Annotated in this window: 18 protein-coding genes; 12 read left to right on the top strand and 6 right to left on the bottom strand. The window is 67.1% G+C overall.

The window, feature by feature from the left end; all coding sequences use genetic code 11:
• The first annotated feature begins 175 nt into the window (after positions 1–175).
• Positions 176–901, top strand: a complete 726-nt coding sequence (locus tag UCD39_RS15995; RefSeq protein WP_145736117.1) for a response regulator transcription factor — start codon at positions 176–178, stop codon at positions 899–901.
• A 77-nt stretch (positions 902–978) separates the two neighbouring features.
• On the opposite strand, the gene UCD39_RS15990 is transcribed toward UCD39_RS15995, so the two are convergent.
• Positions 979–1371, bottom strand: a complete 393-nt coding sequence (locus UCD39_RS15990; protein ID WP_330496940.1) for an Hpt domain-containing protein — start codon at positions 1369–1371, stop codon at positions 979–981.
• A 430-nt stretch (positions 1372–1801) separates the two neighbouring features.
• Between UCD39_RS15990 and UCD39_RS15985 the strand changes: the two genes are divergently transcribed.
• The 4 genes from UCD39_RS15985 to UCD39_RS15970 all read left to right on the top strand — a co-directional run bounded on the left by UCD39_RS15985 (position 1802) and on the right by UCD39_RS15970 (position 5463).
• Positions 1802–2629: a peptidoglycan-binding protein gene (locus tag UCD39_RS15985; protein WP_330496939.1), complete on the top strand. Its 828-nt coding sequence runs from the start codon at positions 1802–1804 to the stop codon at positions 2627–2629.
• Positions 2630–2863: 234 nt separating this feature from the next.
• On the top strand, positions 2864–3931 hold the full coding sequence (locus tag UCD39_RS15980; protein ID WP_330496938.1) for a Glu/Leu/Phe/Val family dehydrogenase: 1068 nt from the start codon (positions 2864–2866) through the stop codon (positions 3929–3931).
• Positions 3932–4127: 196 nt separating this feature from the next.
• The gene (locus UCD39_RS15975; RefSeq protein WP_330496937.1) at positions 4128–4493 is read left to right on the top strand and encodes a hypothetical protein; all 366 of its coding nucleotides are present in this window, start codon (positions 4128–4130) and stop codon (positions 4491–4493) included.
• 208 nt (positions 4494–4701) lie between these two features.
• Positions 4702–5463 carry a SapC family protein gene (locus UCD39_RS15970; protein ID WP_145736126.1) on the top strand — a complete coding sequence of 254 codons (762 nt, stop codon included), beginning with the start codon at positions 4702–4704 and terminating at the stop codon, positions 5461–5463.
• 111 nt (positions 5464–5574) lie between these two features.
• Here UCD39_RS15970 and UCD39_RS15965 read toward each other — a convergent pair whose 3' ends face one another.
• Positions 5575–5892: a 2Fe-2S iron-sulfur cluster-binding protein gene (locus UCD39_RS15965; protein ID WP_330496936.1), complete on the bottom strand. Its 318-nt coding sequence runs from the start codon at positions 5890–5892 to the stop codon at positions 5575–5577.
• Between the two features lie 253 nt (positions 5893–6145).
• Between UCD39_RS15965 and UCD39_RS15960 the strand changes: the two genes are divergently transcribed.
• From UCD39_RS15960 to UCD39_RS15950, 3 genes are all read left to right on the top strand, one after another.
• Entirely contained in the window at positions 6146–6562 is a 417-nt protein-coding gene (locus UCD39_RS15960; protein WP_330496935.1) for an HRDC domain-containing protein, read from the top strand.
• A complete protein-coding gene (locus tag UCD39_RS15955) occupies positions 6559–7062 on the top strand; it encodes a CreA family protein (protein ID WP_330496934.1) in 504 nt (167 codons plus the stop codon). The genes UCD39_RS15960 and UCD39_RS15955 overlap by 4 nt, the downstream gene beginning before the upstream one ends.
• Before the next feature lie 225 nt (positions 7063–7287).
• On the top strand, positions 7288–9072 hold the full coding sequence (locus UCD39_RS15950; RefSeq protein WP_330496933.1) for a hypothetical protein: 1785 nt from the start codon (positions 7288–7290) through the stop codon (positions 9070–9072).
• Between the two features lie 37 nt (positions 9073–9109).
• Here the strand turns inward: UCD39_RS15950 and UCD39_RS15945 are convergent, their stop codons facing one another.
• A complete protein-coding gene (locus UCD39_RS15945) occupies positions 9110–10057 on the bottom strand; it encodes a M14 family metallopeptidase (protein WP_330496932.1) in 948 nt (315 codons plus the stop codon).
• 287 nt (positions 10058–10344) lie between these two features.
• On the opposite strand from UCD39_RS15945, the gene UCD39_RS15940 reads away from it, so the two are divergent.
• Positions 10345–11205 carry an N-formylglutamate amidohydrolase gene (locus UCD39_RS15940; protein ID WP_330496931.1) on the top strand — a complete coding sequence of 287 codons (861 nt, stop codon included), beginning with the start codon at positions 10345–10347 and terminating at the stop codon, positions 11203–11205.
• Positions 11206–11213: 8 nt separating this feature from the next.
• Here UCD39_RS15940 and UCD39_RS15935 read toward each other — a convergent pair whose 3' ends face one another.
• The 3 genes from UCD39_RS15935 to UCD39_RS15925 form a co-directional block, all read right to left on the bottom strand.
• Positions 11214–12077, bottom strand: a complete 864-nt coding sequence (locus UCD39_RS15935; protein WP_330496930.1) for an NAD kinase — start codon at positions 12075–12077, stop codon at positions 11214–11216.
• 170 nt (positions 12078–12247) lie between these two features.
• Positions 12248–13276 (bottom strand): GTP 3',8-cyclase MoaA, encoded by a 1029-nt coding sequence (moaA, locus tag UCD39_RS15930; RefSeq protein WP_330498470.1) that lies wholly within the window; start codon positions 13274–13276, stop codon positions 12248–12250.
• A 242-nt stretch (positions 13277–13518) separates the two neighbouring features.
• Positions 13519–13734, bottom strand: a complete 216-nt coding sequence (locus tag UCD39_RS15925) for a DUF3553 domain-containing protein (RefSeq protein ID WP_330496929.1) — start codon at positions 13732–13734, stop codon at positions 13519–13521.
• 233 nt (positions 13735–13967) lie between these two features.
• On the opposite strand from UCD39_RS15925, the gene UCD39_RS15920 reads away from it, so the two are divergent.
• From UCD39_RS15920 to UCD39_RS15910, 3 genes are all read left to right on the top strand, one after another.
• Entirely contained in the window at positions 13968–14603 is a 636-nt protein-coding gene (locus UCD39_RS15920; protein WP_330496928.1) for a histidine phosphotransferase family protein, read from the top strand.
• Between the two features lie 249 nt (positions 14604–14852).
• On the top strand, positions 14853–17537 hold the full coding sequence (locus tag UCD39_RS15915; protein WP_330496927.1) for a hybrid sensor histidine kinase/response regulator: 2685 nt from the start codon (positions 14853–14855) through the stop codon (positions 17535–17537).
• Positions 17534–18025 (top strand): chemotaxis protein CheW, encoded by a 492-nt coding sequence (locus tag UCD39_RS15910; protein ID WP_044559593.1) that lies wholly within the window; start codon positions 17534–17536, stop codon positions 18023–18025. Before UCD39_RS15915 ends, UCD39_RS15910 begins: the two co-directional genes overlap by 4 nt.

Raw genomic sequence — 18025 nt, 5'->3', positions numbered from 1 at the left:
CGCCCTATGCTTTTTTGGATAGGTTTCGTGGCTTCGCCTCGGCCTTTTTCCCTAGGAAAAGGCCATACGGCCTTGGTTCGCCAGGGACTTGCGTTAACAGGCCGCGAGAGACATTCTGTCGCCAACGTCCGGCGGTGCATTTGGGGCAATGGCCGGCAGGGGGGTTGGAAGAGTCATGACGGAGAGTGTGGAAGCGCCGCTGGTCCTGATCGTTGAGGACGAGCCGGCGACCAGGGCCTTGCTGGCAGGGTACTTTCATCAGGCCGGGTTCATGATCGCCGAGGCCGCCAATGGCAAGCAGACGCGGGAAGCCATCATCCGGCAGCCCCCCGACCTTGTGCTGTTGGATATCGAGCTGCCGGACGAGGACGGGTTTTCCATCGCCCGCGACATCCGCGAGATCTCCAACGTCGGCATCATCATCGTCACCCGCCGGGCCAATGAGGACGACCGCGTCTTCGGTTTGGAAACCGGTGGCGATGACTATGTGACCAAGCCGCCCAACCCGCGGGAGCTGCTGGCCCGCGCGCGCAACCTGCTGCGCCGCACCCATCCCAGCAAGATGCGCCGGGCCGAGGGCACGGTGCGCCGCTTCGGCGGCTGGACCATCGACCTGGCGCGCCGCCGCCTGATCGATCCGCAGGGCATGGAAGTGCGCGTAACGCGCGGTGAATTCGAACTGCTGGCGTTGCTGGTCCGTTCGGGCGGCCGGGTGGTCACCCGCGACCAGCTGATCGACGCCGTCAGCGGCACCGACCGCAACCCCAGCGACCGCACCATCGATGTGCTGGTCAGCCGCCTGCGGCGCAAGATGAACGACGGCGGCGCCCAGCCGCGTCTGATCCTGACGGAGAAGGGCTTGGGCTACCGCCTGGGCGCCGACGTCACCGGCCCGGTGTAAGTCGCCGCACCGCTTCGCACGCTCTAAGCACCATCGGGCCCGATCCTTTTCGGATTGGGCCCAACCCGTGTCGGTCATCAGCCCTTGAGGGCGGCGCGGAATTCCTCCAGCGCCTTCAGGTCGCTGTTCACACGCGCCAGCAGGCGGGTCGCCTCGCGCAGACCCTCCTCACTCTGCCCTTGGCGCAAGGCGTGTTCCGCCTTTTTGGCCTGCGCCGACAGGGCGGCCAGGCCCACGGTCTGGGCGCCGCCACCCAGGCGATGGATCAGCCGCTGCAGCAGCGGCAGATCCTGCGCCTCCAGCGCCGCCTGCACGGCGGCCACGCTGCTCGGCGCATCCTCCAGATATTTCTCCGCGATCTGGCGGACCAAATCGACGCCCAGGTCGTTCATGTGGGCGGTCAGAACGCCACGGTCCAGAACGGGCGTGTCTTCAAGTTGCCAGTTTTCGGTTTCGGGATGCGCGGTCATAGGCCTTTTCCGTTAGTTCGCTTGGTTTATTATGTTATTTGGCATGCGCCACGGGGGTCTTGGGCCCGCCCGTGCCATTATTTACCCACAATCCGGGGTGATTTTGGCAACGCTTATAGTCGCATGGTCATCATGTCGCCGTCAGGCATACCCAATTGGTCTTGATGTTCCTCCGGTTCCGGCGGCACCGTCTTTCCGGTGCAATGCAGCATGCACGGGGGTCGGCGGCTAAAATGCGCATGGCAAAGCGGCATGAATTGTAACACGCTTGGGACAGCCGCGGCCCGTTGATTTGCCCGGTGCTTGCCCCCATCAGGCCGCCTTGCATGACCTGGAAAAAGGATCGTTTCACGATGTCCAACGCCCACCGGCCCCTGTTCGCCTCTGCCATCCTGGCGGTGATGCTGATCACGGCCGGCGCCGGCCAGGCGTGGGCCGCCCCTGCCGACGCCAACGGGGGGAGCCCAACAGCGCCACCATCCAGTGGGCCCAGAACATCCTGAAGGAAAAAGAGCTGTATGAGGGCCGCGCCACCTCGCGCATGGACCCGCCGACCATCGCGGCCTTGCGCCAGTACCAGAAGGCCGAGGGCTTGAAGGTGACGGGCAAGCTGGACCAGGACACCATCGCCCGCATGATGGAAGGCCGTCCGGTGGACAAGACCGTGGGCAACCTGGCCGACCCCACCAGCCGCGCCAAGGCCTCGCAACCGCGCCTGAAGGAGGAGGATGTGCAGCCCAAGGCCGCCCGCTCCGCCGTCGGCGTCGAACGGGGACCGCAGGGCCAGGAAAGCACCGTGTTGAGCGTATCGCGGACGCCGTCCGCCACGCCGTCCGCCCCCGCGGACCTGTCGCCGCCCTCCGTGACCCAGCGTCCCGGCGACGCCCCGGCCGGGGGTCAGCCGGCGGTGGGTCAGGACGCGTCCAGCCCCACCGGCGCCGGCCGCATCGCGGTGGAGACACAGTCCACCGGCGACACGCCGGAACAGGCGCCGACCGAGATCACCGCCCCGGATTGGGCGCGCAACGCGCTTCTGGGCTTCGTTGGCGCCCTGTTCGCGCTGATGGCCGGCATCTGGTGGTGGAGCGGCCGCCGCCCCAGCCGGAAGGCGCCCAAGCGCGGCCGCCCCGCCGACGCGCGGCGTGAACCGTCGCTGAGCGGGGAGGACAGCCGCCTTCCCGATGGCCGGGTCATGCCCCGCCTGGGGGATGGCGCCGCCCGTCCCAGCCGCCCGCCGGGACTGCGCGTCGGCCGCTGACGGGCCTTTCCCCGCCAAGGCGCTTGCTCCCGGGCAGGCGCGACAGGACATTACGCGGCGGGCGCCTGCGGGTTCGCCAAAGCTGCGCCGCGCAATAAAACAACGAAATCGACCCGGCCCGTCCTGCCCCCTAAGCTTCGTCGCGCAGACAGTTCCGCCCCCGTCCTATGGGAATGGGGCGGGATCACCGGCCCGGCGCCCTTGGTTCCGGGCACCAGGCAGGAGAGTGCCCCCATGCTGTTCGACGCTCCGGATTTCGACAATCACGAACTGGTCCTGTTCGGCCGTGACCCGGAGAGTGGCCTGAAGGCCATCATCGCCGTCCATGACACCACGATGGGGCCCGCCTGCGGCGGCTGCCGTATGTGGCCGTACGCGACCGAGGCCGACGCCGTGAAGGACGTCCTGCGCCTGTCGCGCGGCATGAGCTACAAGAACGTCATGGCGGGCCTGCCCTTGGGGGGCGGCAAGTCGGTGCTGATCGGCGATCCCAAGACCGCCAAGTCCGACGCCCTGTTCCGCGCCTTCGGCCGCATGGTGGAAAGCCTGGGTGGCCGCTACATCGCGGCGGAAGACGTGGGCATCACCGTTGCCGACGTGCAGGTCATGGGCCGTGAAACCAAGCATGTGGCCGGCCTGAACCACGGCGCCGCCGCCAGCGGCGATCCGTCGCCCTTCACCGCCTATGGTGTCTATCTGGGCATCAAGGCGGCGGTGCAGCACCGCCTGGGCACGGACAGCCTGAAGGGCGTGCGCGTGGCCGTGCAGGGCCTGGGCAATGTCGGCAGCCACCTGTGCCAGCGCCTGGCGGATGACGGCGCCATCCTGGTCGTCAGCGATATCTTCGCCGACCAGGTGAAGCGGGTGGTCGACCGCCATGGCGCCACGGCGGTGGAACCGTCGGTCATCCACGCCCAGGATGTCGACGTCTTCGCCCCCTGCGCCCTGGGCGGCGTGCTGAACGAGCAGTCGCTGACCCAGCTTAAGGCCAAGGTGGTGGCCGGCGGCGCCAACAACCAGCTTTCGGTGGACGCCGTCGGTCGCCAGCTGCGCGGCCTGGGCATCCTGTACGCCCCCGACTACGTCATCAATGGCGGCGGTATCATCAACGTGGCCGGCGAGGTGGGCGGCGCCTACAGCAAGGACGCCATCCTGGCCAAGGTGGAGGCCATCCATGGCACGCTGGCGGACATTTTCCGCCGCGCCGACGCCGAGGACCGTCCCACCAACGAGGTCGCCGACCAGATGGCGCGGGAGCGCCTGGCCGCCGGCCGCGCCCAGGGCATGGCCAAGGTCGCCTGATCCCCATCCATACCCATGACGCTGAAGGCCGGTGCCTGCCAGGGTGACCTGGTGGGTTCCGGCCTTTTTCGTCATGGGCCGGGATGATTATGATCCTTGCGATGGGGTGACTTGGCGGACGCGTCGCCTATATGATGCCGCGCCCCAACTCAGGGGCGGCCCCACTCAGGGGTTAATGTATCCAAGGGGACGGTGCATGCAGGAATTGCGGGCGATCAGCTTCACTGACCGGGAGCTGACGACGGCGATCGTGGAATTCACGGGCCGTCTCAACCGCAAGCTGCCCGTGGGCATGGTCAAGGACCCCGTCATTGTCGAGGGGCCCCCGGTAATCGTCCAACTGCCCATCGAGGACGACTACGGCACGGTGTTCGAAACCAGCTACGCCGAGATGGAAGTGGCGGCGGCCCTGGTGAACTACTGCATGACGCGGAAGATTCGCATACCCGCCAAGGCGGAGAAGGTGCTGCAGGTCATGTCCGGCTCAGCCACGCTGGTCATTTGGCTGGGTGAGCAGGAGGTGGGGGCCAAGCGCGTCAAGGCGATGCTGCGCAGCCGGTGAACCCCCGTTGCGCCTCCACGGCGCGGCCCGCCGCCTCATGGCGGCGTCACATCTTGTCACGCGCTGAAGTCATGGCTGGGTCGCGGCGCTGTTGACTTGCGCATACAATTCCGGCACTTCAAAGCCCATCCTGTCGGGGGAGAGGGCGCGCGTATCAGGGTCCAATTCCCGGTCAGTGGAATTTAACCGGTAAATCAGGACTTTTGCCATGACCGACGCCGCCGCCGCCAACGATGCCGGCCAGATGCCCCCGTTCTATCGGGAGCCCGTTCCCGTCGACATCAGCCGTCACCGTGACTGGAAGCTGAAGCAGCAGCGTACGTTCTCCTATGCCGCCGGCGCCAACGCCATTCCGATCGTGGGTGAGGAGTTCATCTCCCTCAACGGCCACTATCCCATCGTCTTCACCTTGGGCAACAACCCGGCCGCCGTGGTGCTGACCGGTGTGCGCCCGGACGAGAACCTGTTCGTGGACGCCGAGGGCAACTGGCGTAAGAACACGCCGATCCCGGCCTATGTCCGCCGCTATCCCTTCCTGATGATGGAGACGCCGGACCGTGAGCGCCTGGTGCTGTGCCTGGAAGAGGACGCCAACCTGGTGGGTCCGGACGGCGACGTCCCCCTGTTCGAGGGTGACAAGGCCGGCCCGGCGGGCAACGACGCCCTAAACTTCTGCGCCACCTTCAACCAGTCCGCCGTCGCCACCAGCGCCTTCTGCAAGGAACTGTTCGACCGTGGCCTGCTGGTGGAACAGCGCCTGGACCTGACGCTGTCGCACGACAACAGCCGCATGACGCTGACCGGCTTCACCATCATCGATGAGAAGAAGTTCAACGAGCTGCCGGACGACGTGTTCCTGGAGTGGCGCAAGCGCGGCTACCTGGGCCTGGTCTACTCCCACTTCATCTCGCTGTCCCGCTGGAGCATCCTGGCGGAACTGGCGTCCGAGCGGGTGCTGGCTTCCAAGTAAGGCCCCGCCGGCCATTGAGCCGGCGTGGTGAAAAGCGAAGGGCGCGGCACCTGTCCAAGGTCCGCGCCCTTCGTTTTTTGGCGCCCTTCGTTTTTAGCGATGCCGCCCGCTTCAGCGGCGGGGCAGCAGGGTCACGCGCAGGCCGTCAAGCTCGGCCCGGAAATCGATCTGGCAGGACAGGCGCGACCGGCCGGGCTGGTAGCTCGCCTCCTCCTCCAGCAGCGCCTGCTCATCCAGGCTGGGGGCCGCCAGGCGGGCGGCCCAGTCGGGGTCCACCAGGACGTGGCAGGTGGCGCAGGCGCAAGAGCCGCCGCAATCGGCGTCCAGCGGCAAGTCGTGATCGCACAGGTTCTCCATGAGGGAGGCCTTCACGTCCCCCTCGAGGACGTGCTCCGCGCCATCGGCGTCGATAACGTGGATCGTGGGCATGGTCGTTTTCCCTTTAGCGGCGGCGGCGGCACCGGTGTTGCGTCGGCCGATGAACGATCTGGCTGCTATTAGTGAAATCCGCCCGCGGGCGCGAGGCGAAAAACCGCAAACCCAACCCGAAAAACCAACGCGTCGGGACCTCAGCCCCCTGTAAAGCGGCCCGGCCTCGGTTATATTGCCACTTATCCACGGAAGCGGCCCGCCGGCCTCGGCGCCGGGCGGACCATCCGGGCTACTCTGACCGGGACTGGGCATGACCTTGGAAATCCGCACCTTCTCCATCCGTGACGCCGTGCATGACGAGGACGAGACCCGCCTGGCCTCGTTCCTGCGTACGGTGGAAGTCTCGCGCATCGATACTGCCTATGCCGACGGCGCCTGGCGGGTGCTGGTCCAATACCGCGACCTGCGCCGCAAGGAGGAAACCGCCCAGATCGAGTTGGCCATCATATCGGCCATCAACAGCTGGCGCACCGATGTCGCCAAGGCGCTGGGCGTGGACAAGGAGGAGATCCTGTCCAACAGCGTGGTGGCGGAGATCGCGCGCTACGCCCCCACGACGGAAATCGAGCTGTCGGTCATCAGCAACGCCGCCGGGTTCGACGTGGCCGGCCGTGGTGGCCAGATCGTCCAGATCGTCCGCCAGACCATGGAAGAGTTGACCAATTGAGGCGCCTGCTGGCGGCGGGGGCTGTCGCGGCCCTGGTGGTGGGCCTTTCCGTCGTGCCCGGCGCGGTGCGGGCCGATGAGGTGGGATCGTTCAGCAACGATTGGACAGGTAACGAGCTGACGGTGGAGGCCGTGCCTGACCCCGACATTCAAGGGGTCACCTGCCACATCGTCAGTTTCTCCCGCAGCGTCATCGACCGGCTGCGCAAGGGCAACTGGTTCGAGGATCCGTCCAACACCTCGATCTCGTGCCGACAGACGGGTCCCATCGTCATCGGCAAGATCGACACCTCCAAGCATGGGGAGGAGGTGTTTTCCGAGCGCAAGAGCCTGATCTTCAAGTCCATCGCCGTCCGGCGCATCTATGACCGGGCCAACGACACCCTGATCTATGTCGTCTACAGCCGCCAGGTGAAGGACGCGTCGGCCAAGATGGCCATTTCCACTGTACCCTTGTTCAGCGCCAACCCCACCTGGACAAAGGGCAAGCCGGACCGTTAACTCCCTGTTCAACTGGGATAAAAAGCAGCCGACTCCCCCGGTGGGCATACATCATTCGGTTGACTACCCGCTTGTGCGACGTCACCTTTAAGCCTGCATCCATACATCGGTGGTGCGTTCGGCTTAGCGGCGGGGCTGCCCATAGGCCGAAGGTTGGCCTGGTGAGGGCGGGGAAGGGGCTTCCCCGCCCCACGGGCATATTGCCGGTCGGGGCGGGCGATGGTCTTGGGGCTGCTACAGGATAAGGCGAAACGGCCGCCGCCGCTGAGCGAGCCGCGGGGCATTTCCTTCGAGGTGCAATACCTGAAGGATGACCATTGGCTTACCGAGCAGATTTGCCGCAAGGAAGAGGATGCCCGCGCGCTGGCCGCCCGCATCCTGCCCACCCGCACTGGCGTGCGTATCATCCGCGAATTCGTCCGCCCTGGCCGGGGTGGGGAGACGGTGGACACCATCATCCACACCGAATACCGGCAGGAGCCCAAGCGCCCCATCGCGCCGGTCCCGGTGGATGAGGCGCATTACTGCCGCGTGCCCCAGGAGTATATGGCCTTCGACAGCCGGGTGCTGATCTCCCGGGTGCTGCGCCAATACCTGGATGAGAAAGGCGTCACGGCTTCGGAACTGCTGCACAACGCCAACGAGGCGAAGCGCGTCCTGAATTTCGAGGCATTGGTCCCCAACGCCGTCAGCCGAATCGCGACCTTGCAGGTCAAGGAAACGGGGGAGGACAGCCGCGCCCGCCGCGACGTCATCCTGGGGGTGCTGGAACAATTGCGCCAGCGGGCGGAAAGGGCGGTGGCCAACCGCACGCTGCCCTATCCCAAGGAAATCGGCTTTGCCGCCACCATGCGCCAGGTGGATGAGATTCTGGGCGCGACCCCCGCCGCCACGCCCGAAACGGCGGCGGAAGAGGCGGCATACCTGGGCAAGGTGATCGTCTGCCGCGATCTGGTGAACATCCGCGGCCTTCTGGGCAAGGCGGAATTGCTGATCGAACTCGCCGCCGACGACAGCCTGCCCGCCGACCACGCGGCCCTTTTGGATCAGTTACTGGCCGATGTCCTGACCGCGCCCGACATGGTGCGCGACATGCTGGGCCGCCAGCCGGATCTCGTGACCGCCTTGAATCGCCTGATCGACCTGATCAGCGGCACGTTCGAGCCGCAGCCGGCGGAAATGTCGCCGGAATGCACCGCGGCCATCAGCCGCTGGGTGGCGGGCCCGCATGGCAAGGAAACCCGCGCGGTCCTGTTGGACTTCCTGCGGCGCCAGGTACGGGGGACGCAGCGCCTGTCCCATGGTGAGCCGTTCCAGCAAATCGCCAAGTACCGCGCCTTCGTCGGCCGCCTGATCCGCCTGGATGGGCTGCTGGGCGGTCCGGCCATGGCCGAGGCGGTGCTGATGGGCTATCAGCGTTTCATCGAGCAGGGCGGTGCGGAGGGGCGGCGCCTGGCGCTCGAATCCGTGTTGCAGTTGCTGCCCACCGGCGCGGAGCGTCTGGTTTACCTGACCTGCCTGGCCCGCTCCGACCTGGCCGCCACGGATGGCGCGGCCATCGCCGCCCAGGCGTTGGAGGTCGCCAACCGTTCGGCCGGCCTGAATGACCTGGTGGACCGGGCCCTCCCGCTGAAGCCGAAGATGGAGGCCAGCGCCGCCCTCTACCGCTTGGTGATGGAAGGTGGGGACCTGCCGGGTGAGATGGCGGAAAAGCTGGGGTCCCGGCTGGATGACCTGGTGGCGGCCTACATCGTCGATGGTCGGGTGATCGAGCGGCTGGATGATCCGGCGGCCAGCCTGCGCGTCCGCGCGACACGCCTGGTGCAGTTCGCCGCTGCCGAGGTGCTGGCCAGCCCCAAGGCGCGGCGTATCGTGCGCGACCAGATCATCAGCCACCTGCGCCAGCCCAATTTCGACGCCAAGTTCGTCGAGGGTCTGGCCACCGAGGCCGAGAAGGCCGCCGTGCTGCGCAATTTCTACGATCTGCTGAATCGCGCCCAGTTCATGTGACCCGCGCCCGGCAAGGGGTCTCCGTCCCGTAGGGGGATCAGAGGACGCGCCCCAGCCGGACAGTGGTCTGACCCCGCCGGGCGCTGCGCGTGGGCATGACCAACACGCAGTCGTCGTAGGGGGTATGGATGGCCTGCTTCCCGTCCAGGGCCAGCAGGGTGCCGGCGGTGGCGATACGCTCCAACCCCTGGAAGGGACGCACGAAGGCGAACTCGTCCGTCTGCGCCTGGATGGCGTGGGTCACATCCACCACCGTCGGCCGGGGCGGCACGGCCGGGGCGTTGATCTCCCCCAGCAAGGTGCGGACCGTGGCCGCGTCCAGGGTTTCCGACAGCGCCAGGAAGCGGATCAGCCCGCGCCATGCCTGGGCGCCGGCGGCGGGCGAGGCGTGTTGCCCACATTCCATCAGGATGGCGGTGGCCTCGGCGCCGGGGCCGCAAAAGCGGGGATGGTCGATCAGGCGCCGGCCGTCGGCATGCCCGTCATCCGCCACGACCCAGCCTGGATCGGCCAGCCGCACCGCCAGGGCCCGACCCCGCGGGGACCGGCCGCACAGGGTCAGCGCGGGCGAGGGCACCTGCATTGAATGCAGGTCCAGCAGCAGGTCCGCCGTCAGGATCAGCGGCGCCAACGCCGCCACACGCGCCTGTTCCCGGCCATGGGTGTGGCCGGGCGGTGGTCCCGACGCCCGGGCCCCCGCCCACAGGCGGTTCATGTCCTGGTCCAGATAGCGGGCGGGCGTGCCTGCGGGCCCGAACAGGCGGCCGCCCGCCGCCGCATCGGTGTTGGCGAAGGCCAGGGTCCAGGTGCCGCGCGTCGGCCGCAGACCCCGTCGTAGCAACCGGTCCAGTGCGACGGCGCCGCAGGGCTCATTGCCATGCATCAGCGCCACGACGGCGACGTGCGGCCCCTCGGCCTTGCCTTCGAACCGCCAGACATAGGGCACGCCGGTGTTGCCCGCGCGGTGCGCGCGCAGGTCGGGCATGGCTAGGGGGGCTGGGGCGTGGCCGGTCCCAGGGGTGGACCCAGACGGTCCCACATCATACGCCCCCATCCCTGAGTATCGGGTCCGAACCCCTTGGAACCATGGCCGCCTTTTCCACATTGGCTGGTTCGGCAATAGTGCCGGGTCCTTTCAACCATGGAAAGCGCCATGGGGGACGGTATCATGAAAAGGGACGGCACGCCCCGGTCTGCGCTATGCTGGCGGGGCCATGATAAGGCAGTCCGGCGGTTGTTTGTTCCGCCGCAGTTGGCGGTTGCGAGGTGGGTATGAAATACGTCATCGACGATGTACTGGTGCGCCATGATCCGGAAGGCACGCCCGTTCCTGTCGTCTATGACTCGCCCCACAGTGGGTCCGCCTATCCCCTGGGTTTCACCCCCCGCTGTCCGTTGATGCTGCTACGCCAGTCGGAGGACGCGCATGTGGACGAACTGTTCGCCCGCGCCCCCGCCCTGGGCGCCACGCTGCTGCAGGCGCTGTTCCCGCGCAGCTACATCGATGTGAACCGGGCGGAGGATGACATCGACCCCGCCTGCCTGGCCGATCCTTGGCCGGGCCCCTTGAACCCTTCGGAAAAAAGCCGCCATGGCATGGGCCTGGTGCGTACCGTCAGCCGCCCCGGTGAGGCGCTCTACGCCGCCAAGCTGACGGTGAGGGAGGTCCAGACCCGTATTGAGCGCTACTGGCGCCCTTATCATGCCCAGCTCAAGACCGCGCTGGATGGGCTGCACGCCCGTTTCGGCCAGGTTTGGCATCTCAACTGCCATTCCATGCCCACCCTGGGCACGGGTGACGCCGGCGCCGACTTCGTGCTGGGTGATCGCGACGGCGCCTGCTGCGACCCGTCCTTCAGCCGTTTCGTGGCCGCCAAGCTGCGCGGCATGGGCTACCGCGTCCGCCACAACGACCCCTACAAGGGCGTGGAACTGGTACGCCGCTACGGCGTGCCGACACGCGGCCGCCACAGCCTTCAGCTGGAGATCGACCGGCGCCTGTACATGGATGAGGAAACGCTGGAGCGCCACGACGGCTACTGGCGCCTGTCCCGCGACCTGGAAGACCTGATGCGCGCCATCCACGCCTTCGCCCTGGCCCGCGTGGGCGACCGGCGCTTGGCGGCCGAGTAGGACCGGAACTAAGGCGTGAACTGCTCCTTGAGGATGCGCTCCTCCAGGTTCATCTCCGGATCGAACAGCAGGATGCTGGCCACGCTGCGGTCCTCGCACACCTCCACCCGGGCGACGTCGCGGATTTCGGTGAAATCGGCCACGGCGCTGACGGGGCGCTTGGCACCCTCCAGGATGTCGAACTGCAGCTTGGCGGTATGGGGCAGCAGGGCGCCGCGCCAGCGGCGGGGGCGGAAGGCGCTGATGGGGGTCAGGGCCAGGATGCCGGCGCCCAAGGGCACGATGGGGCCGTGGGCCGACAGGTTGTAGGCGGTACTGCCGGCCGGGGTGGACACCAGGGCGCCGTCGCAGGCCAATTCGGCCAGGCGTTCCACCCCATCCACGCTGATGCGCAGCTTGGCGGCTTGGCGCGTCTCACGCAGCAGCGAAACCTCGTTGAACGCCAGCGCCTCATGCCGGCCCTGGGCGTTGACGGCCACCATGCGCAACGGGTTCAGCGCCACCCGCTGCGCCCGGCGCACGCGGTCGGTCAGCCCCCGGGGACTGAAGCTGTTCAGCAGGAAGCCGACGGAACCGCGATTCATGCCATAGACCGGCTTGCACAGGGGCAGGTGGCGATGCAGCGTTTCCAGCAGGAAGCCGTCACCGCCCAGCGCCACGATGACGTCCGCATCCTCCGCCCGCACCGTGCGATAGCGTTCCGACAGGGTCGCGCGCGCGGCCTCCGCCTCGGGCGTTTCGGCGGCGACGATGCAGAAGGCCGGTTTTGCCGGCAGGGGAACCGGTGTGCCGTGCGCGGCCGATCCCTCCGCCGCGGTGCCGGGGGCTTGACCCGGAGCAGGGGCGGCGGGGCGGGTGGGTTCGTCAAGCATGGCGGGGTCGCCTGGGTTCAGGACAAGGGGGAGGGAGGACACGGGGCACGCGACCGGAACGGCCCGTTAACCGGAATGGACGCCCACCTTAACGGATCAAGCCCGTCAAAGGAATGCCGGGGACCGGAAACGGTGTCGGTGGGCGACGGCGACCGGGGGCCGCGGATCGGTCAGCCGCCCGTGACGCTCATGTGCCGGGCCACCGCCGGGGTTTTTTGACGACGGTCGATGATGAAGTCATGGCCCTTGGGCTTACGGGCGATGGCGTCCTTGATCGCGGCCAGCAGGGCCGCGTCGTCGCCGGGGGCGGCGCGCATGACGGCCCGCAGGTCGGCGGCGTCCTCCTGGCCCAGGCACATGTACAGCATGCCGGTGCAGGTCAGGCGCACGCGGTTGCAGCTCTCACAGAAATTATGGGTCATGGGCGTGATGAACCCGATGCGCCCGCCCGTCTCGGCCACCTGGGCGTAGCGGGCGGGGCCGCCGGTGCTGACGGGCAGGTCGGTCAGGGTCCAGCGCTTGGCCAGCTCCGCCCTCAGCAGGGACAGGGGCCAATACTGGTCCGCCCGGACGCTGCCGCCCTGGCCGCCATCCCCGCCCGTGTCGCCGCCGTCCATGTCGCCCAAGGGCATGACCTCGATGAAGGTCAGATCATGGCCTTCGCGGCCGCACCAGGCCACCAGGTCATGCACCTCGCCATCGTTCACGCCGCGCAAGGCCACGCAGTTGATCTTGACGTGCAGCCCCGCCTCCTTGGCGGCCCGGATGCCGTCCAGAACGGGGGCCAGCTTGCCCCAGCGGGTGATGGCCTGGAAGCGGTCGGGATCCAGGGTGTCCAGGCTGACGTTCACCCGGCGCACGCCGGCGGCGCGCAGTTCGTCCGCGTACTTGGCCAGCTGGCTGCCGTTGGTGGTCAGGGTCAGTTCATCCAGGGCGCCGGTATCCAGGTGGCGGCCAAGGCGGCGGACCAGATCCATGATGCCCCGGCGCACCAGCGGCTCCCCACCCGTCAGGCGCAGCTTGCGCACGCCGGTCTGGATGAAGGCGGCGCACAAGCGCTCCAACTCCTCCAGCGACAGCACCTGGGCCTTGGGCAGGAAGGTCATTTCCTCCGCCATGCAGTAGACGCAGCGGAAGTCGCACCGATCGGTTACGGAAACGCGCAGGTAGCGGATGGACCGCCCAAAAGGGTCCACCAGCGGAAGACGGTCACGCGCCGGCCCGGTTTGCCCAAGTGGGGTATTCAGGGCTGCGGTATTCAGGGCGCCATCCGCCATCGTCTCAGCCATCCTCAAATCAAGCACAAACCAAACGTCCTGGAGCCATGACCTTCAGGGCCTGGCCGCCCGTCATCGCCAATATGGTACAGCGACCATAGCAATTCAGCCCCCGTCGCGCTGTGATGGCGGCAACGGCACCCCCCTCGGAAGCCTGTCCGCGGTTACGGGGCCCAATCCTCCGGCTCCACCGGGCGCAGGGCGATGACGGCAGCGTCCATGGTCACCTTTCCGGCGTGGGTGAAGTTGACCGTGACCCACGTTCCGACCGCGGACTGCACCTGCCCCAGGCCCCAATCGGGTTGATTGGGGTGCATGACATACGCCCCGGGAGTCAGCAGTGCCGTGACCGCGCCTGATTCGGGGGTGAAAGGGGGCATGGGGTATATATCCTTGGGCTAGAGGGTTGGGGCTGACGGGGGCCGGCAGGCGGAGGCGGCAAAAAACATCTCACCTATCCTTTTGCCCTTATCCGTTTTTCTAGGGCCAGGGGGCGCTAAATCCTGCCTTGGGGCCGCCAATCATTAATATACTGGCACTCCAACCACTATGTACCGCCACGCCCTCCGCGCAAGGCTTCCTGCGCCGGCATTGAAGACAAGGCCCCCTACGAATGACGGTTTCCCTGGAACTTCATGTCGTGGAGCTGCTGTGCTCCCGCCTGTGCCATGACCTGATAAGCCCGGTGGGCGCCATCGCCAACGGCGTGGAACTCATTGAGGAAATGGGACAATCCATGGCGGATGAGGCCATGTCCCTGATCGCCGACAGCGCCGACCAGGCAACCCGGCGGCTGCGGCTGTTTCGTTTGGCCTACGGGGCGGCGGGCAACAGCGGTTCCTTCACCGCGGCGGAGGCGCGGACCGTGCTGGGCGCTTGGTTCCGGGGCGGGCGGGTGCGGTTGGAATGGCCGGCCGACGTCATGCCCAAGCCCGACGACGGCCTGCTGAAGTTGGCGCTGAACCTGGGGCTTTTGGCGGAGGAGGCCATGCCCCACGGAGGGGTTGTCACGCTTGCCGCCGGGGGCGGGAATCCCGCGCTTTCCGTGACGGCGGAGGGGCCCGTCCTCAACCTGCGCGAGGAGGTCCGCCAGGCCCTGGACGGGGCCCTGGCCCAGGCGGACCTGACCCCCCGCAGCGTGCAGGCTTATGTCACCGGCCGCTTTGCCGAACAGTGCGGCTGGCACATCGTCGTCGACGCCAAGGCCCCGGAAGCATTGCATTTCCAGCTGTTGCGCCGGGCATCCTGATCCGCCCGCAAGGTTCTTTCGCGCCGATAGAGAAGCTTAACGCGTTTATCGCTTGTCTTGTCGCCCAGGGCACGCCATCAATCTCGCAGGAGTAACGTGTTCTTAATCGTCTTTCTGGAAAAGATGGGTGTAGGGAGTGGCGCCACCCCGTCGCGATTAAGGACGGGGGCCGGGGCTGACACCTCAATTCCAAACGGGACCGCCCGCCCGGGACGGCCCTGATACGCGCATGGCAACGGGACGTGGACCATGGATGATCTGCTGAGCGAATTTCTGACCGAGACCAACGAAAACATAGCGGTCTTGGACGTTGAGTTGGTGCGGCTTGAGCAGAACCCGAATGACCCCAGCCTGCTGAGCAATATCTTCCGGCTGGTTCACACCATCAAGGGCACCTGCGGCTTCCTTGGTCTGCCTCGGCTGGAAGCGGTGGCGCACGCGTCTGAGAACGTGCTGGGCCGCTTCCGTGATGGGGAGCTGAACGTCAGCCCCTACGCGGTGACGTTGATCCTGGAATCCCTGGACGCCATCAAGTCGATCCTGCTGGTCCTGGAAAAGACGGAAGCTGAGCCGGCCGGTAACGACGAAGATCTGATCAACCGCCTGAACGCCCTGGCCGAAGGCCGGGAGGCGCCCGCCGCCGCACCCGCGGCCCCGGCCGCTGCCGCACCACCACCTCCCCCGGCGCCGGAGCCTGTGCCCGAGCCCGTGGCCCCGCCGCCGGCCCCCGTGGCCGCCGCTCCCTCGGTGCCGGCCGCCACCACCACCCGCGAGGTCGCGCCCGTCGCCGAGGCCGCCCCGCCGGCTCCCGCCGCCGCTCCCCAGGCCGCCCCGCCCCCGCCCCCGCCTCCCGCCGGGGGGGGTGGTGATGGTGGTGAATTGTCGCTGGCCAACCAGACCATCCGCGTGAACGTCGACCTGCTCGAAAACCTGATGACCATGGTTTCCGAGCTGGTGCTGACCCGCAACCAGCTGCTGCAGATCCTGCGCAGCCAGAAGGAAAGCGAATTCGCGGTTCCGTTGCAGCGCCTGAACCATGTGACGTCGGAGCTGCAGGAAGGCGTCATGAAGACGCGCATGCAGCCCATCGGCAACGCCTGGGCCAAGCTGCCACGCCTGGTGCGCGACCTGGCGCACGAACTGCACAAGAAGATCGACCTGCAGATGCTGGGCGCCGAGACGGAACTGGACCGTCAGGTGCTGGAACTGATCAAGGACCCGCTGACCCACATGGTCCGCAACTCCGCCGACCATGGCCTGGAGCTGCCGGGCGAGCGTGTGGCCAAGGGCAAGTCCGAGACCGGCCGCATCACGCTGAACGCCTTCCATGAGGGCGGTCACATCATCATCGAGATCGCCGACGACGGTAAGGGCCTGGCGATCGAGGCGATCAAGCGCAAGATCCTGCAGAACGGTCTTGCCACCGAGACCGAACTGGCCGGCATGTCCGACCAGCAGATCCAGCAGTTCATCTTCAAGGCCGGCTTCTCCACCGCCGCCAAGGTCACCAGCGTTTCCGGCCGCGGTGTCGGCATGGACGTGGTGAAGACCAACATCGAGAAGATCGGCGGCACGATCGAGCTGAAGTCCATCGAGGGCCGCGGCACCACCTTCACCATCAAGATCCCGCTGACCCTGGCCATCGTCTCGGCCCTGGTCGTCGAATGCGGTGGCGAGCGCTTCGCCATCCCGCAGATCAGCGTGATCGAGCTGGTGCGCGCCGCCAACGACAGCGAGCACAAGATCGAGCGGATCAACGGCACCCCGGTTCTGCGTCTGCGCAACCGCCTGCTGCCGCTGGTCAGCCTGGAACGGCTGTTGAAGCTGGGCGACGGCGACCAGGACAACCGCGAAACCTTCATCGTGGTGGCCCAGGTCGGCAACTACACCTTCGGCATCATCGTCGACCGCGTCTTCGACACGGAAGAAATCGTGGTGAAGCCGGTGGCCCCCATCCTGCGCCATATCGAGCTGTTCTCGGGCAACACCATCCTGGGTGACGGCTCCGTCATCATGATCCTGGACCCGAACGGCATCGCCAGCTTCTCCGGCGAGATCTCGGGCGGTATGCACGACACGGCCGCCGCCGCCGCGGAGGCCAAGCACGCCACCCGCCAGGACGACCGCATGGCCCTGCTGCTGTTCCGCGCCGGCGAGGGCGCGCCCAAGGCCGTCCCGCTGTCGCTGGTGGCCCGCCTGGAAGACATCGACCTCAACCAGGTCGAGGCGTCCAACGGCCAGCCGGTCGTGCAGTACCGCGGCAAGCTCATGCCGCTGGTGCCGATCGACCCGTCCTGGCAGGTGCAGCGCGACAAGCGCCAGCCGGTGCTGGTGTTCGCCGACGGCGACCGCTCCATGGGCCTGGTGGTGGACGAGATCATCGACATCGTCGAGGATCGCCTGCAGGTGGAACTGGGCACGGAACGCGCCGGCTTCATGGGCAGCGCCATCATCGCCGACAAGGCGACGGACGTCATCGATGCGGGCTTCTACCTGACCCAGGCCTTCCGCGACTGGTTCGGCAACGCCACCGATCGCTTCGAGGACGAGCGCCTGCACAAGGTGCTGCTGGTCGACGACAGCCCCTTCTTCCGCAACCTGCTGACCCCCCTGCTGACCGTGTCGGGTTACAACGTGACGGCCGTGCAGAGCGCGGATGAGGCCCTGGGGCTCTGCGAATCCGGCGAGGACTTCGACGTCATCGTCAGTGATATCGAGATGCCCGGCATGAGCGGGCTCGAGTTCGCCCAGGCCGTCCGCGGCAACAGCCGCTGGCAGAACGTGCCCCTGGTGGCGCTGTCCAGCCACGCCACCCCGCGCGACCTCGATCGCGGCCGCCAGGCCGGCTTCACCGACTACGTGGCGAAGTTCGACCGTGACGCGCTGCTCTTCACGCTGCAGCAGACCATCTCCGAGACCAAGGGTGCCGCATGAGTACCAACCTGCCCGCCAAGCGCACCGCCAGCACTGAAGTCGCGGTCGTCAAGAACGAAGACTTCGTCACCATGACCATCGCCGACCAGGTGTTCGGCATCCCCGTCCTGCAGGTCCAGGACGTGTTGGGTCCCCAGCGCATCACCCGCATTCCCCTGGCCCCGCCCGAGGTTGCCGGTTCGCTGAACCTGCGTGGCCGCATCGTCACCGCCATCGACGTCCGCCTGCGCCTGGGCCTGCCGCCGCGGGCGGCCGACAAGCCCGGCATGAGCATCGTCGTGGACCATAAGGGGGAGCTTTACTCCCTCATGGTCGACAGCGTGGGCGAAGTGCTGAGCCTGACCTCGGACGATTTCGAGCGCCAGCCGGCCACCATGGACGCGCGTTGGCGCGAGGTGTCCACGGGTATTTATCGTCTTCGTGAAAATCTTCTCGTTGTACTTGACGTGTCGCGGTTGTTGAATTTCGCTAATACCGAAGCTGCCTGA

Source organism: Nitrospirillum karajorum (assembly GCF_036348415.1).
Classification (GTDB): Bacteria; Pseudomonadota; Alphaproteobacteria; order Azospirillales; family Azospirillaceae; genus Nitrospirillum; species Nitrospirillum amazonense_B.
This window is presented reverse-complemented; position numbering and strand designations above follow the sequence as displayed.